General features: G+C 62.1%; 3 protein-coding genes. All 3 read right to left on the minus strand.

Going from position 1 to position 2,849, the window contains the following annotated elements:
* Nucleotides 1-58: 58 nt before the first annotated feature.
* Nucleotides 59-1,219, minus strand: coding sequence for a gamma-butyrobetaine dioxygenase (locus tag ACW9IB_RS29310; protein WP_457416794.1), 1,161 nt, complete (start codon nt 1,217-1,219; stop codon nt 59-61).
* Between the two features lie 15 nt (nt 1,220-1,234).
* A complete protein-coding gene (locus tag ACW9IB_RS29315; RefSeq protein WP_457416796.1) occupies nt 1,235-1,711 on the minus strand; it encodes a thioesterase family protein in 477 nt (158 codons plus the stop codon).
* Nucleotides 1,712-1,785: 74 nt separating this feature from the next.
* Complete coding sequence (locus ACW9IB_RS29320) at nt 1,786-2,751, minus strand: L-carnitine dehydrogenase (protein ID WP_457416798.1); 966 nt, start codon at nt 2,749-2,751, stop codon at nt 1,786-1,788.
* Nucleotides 2,752-2,849 lie beyond the last annotated feature (98 nt).

Consider the following 2,849-nt stretch of genomic DNA (forward strand, 5'->3'; position numbering starts at 1 on the left):
ACAGGGAAATGCATTCCAAGTGTGGGAGCTGGCTTGCCTGCGAAGGCCGCACCGCGGTCTACCGTTGTAACACCAGAATCCTGGATAGCAATTCATCCCGATCGATATAGCACCCCTGAAAATGCCGCGCCCCGGATGTCGGGTCGAACGCATTGCGCGCATGCAGCGTGCGGCGGTTGTCGAAGCACCACAATTCGCCCGGGTTCAAGCGTTGCACTACACGAAAGCGATCCTCCCGCGTCATCGCGATAAACCGCCGATACGCGCGATACAGCAACGGCATCTGCTCCACACTGGCGTCGAACGGCCCGCGCAGAAAGTTGGCCATGCGGATCTCCGACACGTCACCCAGCGCATCCAGCGCAATGATCGGTGCAAGCCGGCGATAGTCGCTGTGGCGGTCTTTATTGCGAAACTCCACGGGGATTTCACAGAGTGCACGGAACGCCTCGGGGTCTTCCTTGCGCAGGGCCTGGGCGATGGCAAAACCGTCGACAAAAATACTTTCGCCGCCGTCGGCGTCATTCACCAGGCAATGCAGAAATTGCAGGCCGGGTTGCAGCTCGCGCGTGGGCAAGTCCGTGTGCAAGGGCAGGTTGAAGGCGGTGTAGGCGTTGCTGTCGGCATCGGCCTTGGACTGTACGTTGAACAGCACGCCGAAGTTGCTCTCGCGGATGAATGAAATGCGCTTGGCGATAAGTGCCAGGGAGCCAGGCTCGGTGGGCACGCCACGGATCTGCGTCAGGCCTGTGTCGCGCAACGCCAGTAGCCATTGCAGCAACCCGTCGGGGTCTTGCATGACGGTTGCATAATCGAAAACCGGCAGCTGGAAATGGCTGTCCCACAGTTGGGCCCTGGGTTTCGCCGCGCGGCGCTCCGCGCGGGATTCGTCATCGTAGGCGTGGGCCCGCAACCAACCCGGGTCGAACCGGCTGTGGTGGCCGCCACGCCATTCCACACTCAGGTCGCCCTGCTCGATACGCGCAGTGAGCGCGGTGAGCGGCTCGTCCACATCGACGATCTCCAGCACCTGTTCACGGGTCACGCTGTACACGCAATGTGCACACGGGCAGTTGTCCCGCAGCCACTGATGATGGAAGGGGCTGATACGCCCGTCGGCCCAGCGCACGCGAATCTGATCGTCAAGCACCTGCACCTCGTCGAGGTCGCAGATCTTCGGGTAAGTACGGAAATCGGCAACAGCGGCGGCGGTTTGCATGGTAGCTCCTTGGTTTTATTTTTTGGGTGGCAGTCCAATCACTCGGCCCAGCAGGGCAGGGCGCGGCAGGTCGGCCTGTGCTGCGCTGATGGCCGCGAGTCTTTCCCGGGTGGCCTCGGTGAAGGGCGCTGCCTGCGGGCCGGCGAGGTCGACGTGCAACAGCATCTGCTCGTTGCCCGCCAGCTCCTTCGCGTCACCGACCAGATGCAGGCTGTGGTAGAGGTGCAGGCGCTTGGCATCGAAGGCGATGATCTGGGTGTGCACTTCGACTTCGGCGCCCAGCTTCACCTCGTGCAGGTAATTGAGGTGCAGCTCCAGGGTGAACAGCGAATGGCCGCTGGCTTCACGGTTTTCGCTGTCCAGGCCCAGGGTGTCCATCAGCGCGTCGGTGGCGTAGCTGAAGATCAGCAGGTAGAACGCATCGCGCAGGTGGCCGTTGTAGTCCACCCAGTCGGGCTGGATGTGGGTGGTGTAAGTGGTCAATGCAGGCATGGTGTGGGTTCCGAAAATGTACTCGGTCAACTGTGGGAGCGGGCAAGCCGGCTCCCACAGAGAATCAACAGCGGTTATTCGGCGAAGCTCATACCATGTTTTTCCTTGGCGGTTTTCACCGCCTCCAGCACCGCCAGCAGTGCATCATCACGATAGCGTTCCAGTGCCGAAATACTGTGTTTGCCCAACTGATCGCTGGTGCCGTCGACCACATCGTCGATCAACTTGTCGGTCAGTTCCGGCGCCGGCAGGTAGGTCCACGGCAACTGCAGGGCCGGGCCGAATTGCGCCATGAAGTGGCGCATGCCGGCATCGCCGCCCGCCAGGGTGTAGGTGAGGAAGGTGCCCATGAACGACCAGCGCAGGCCCGCACCGAAGCGGATGGCATCGTCGATTTCGCCGGTGGTCGCCACGCCGTCGTTGACCAGGTGCAGCGCCTCGCGCCACAGCGCTTCGAGCAGGCGGTCAGCGATGAAACCCGGCACTTCCTTGCGCACATGCAACGGGCGCATGCCGAGGAATTCATACACCTGCATCGCTGCCTGGATCGCTTGCGGCGCGGTATTTTTGCCACCCACCACTTCCACCAGCGGCAGCAAGTAAACCGGGTTGAACGGGTGGCCGACCACGCAGCGTTCCGGATGGGTCGAGCCCTCGTAGAACTCGCTCGGCAACAGGCCCGAGGTGCTGGAGCCGATCAACGCATTCGGCTTGGCCGCCGCGCTGATCTTGCTGTGCAGGTCCAGCTTCAGCTCCAGGCGTTCCGGGGCGCTTTCCTGGATGAAGTCGGCGTCTTTCACGCACTCTTCAATGGTTGCGACAAAGCGCAGGCGGTCTTGTGATGCGCCGGGGGCCAGGCCTTGTTTTTCCAGGGCGCCCCAGGCATTGGCGACGCGTTTGCGCAGCGCTGCTTCAGCGCCGGGCGCCGGGTCCCAGGCGACCACGTCCAGGCCGTGGGCCAGGGCACGGGACACCCAGCCGCTGCCGATGACACCGCTGCCGAGGGCGGCGAAGGTTTTGATTTCTGTGATAAAGCTCATGGCAAATTCCTAAAGTTTTCGCAAATTCTGTTGTGGCAACGGGTTCAAAATGTGGGAGCGGGCTTGCTCGCGAATGCGGTGGGTCAGTCAGCACATCA

This window comes from Pseudomonas sp. SDO524_S393 (genome assembly GCF_054071875.1).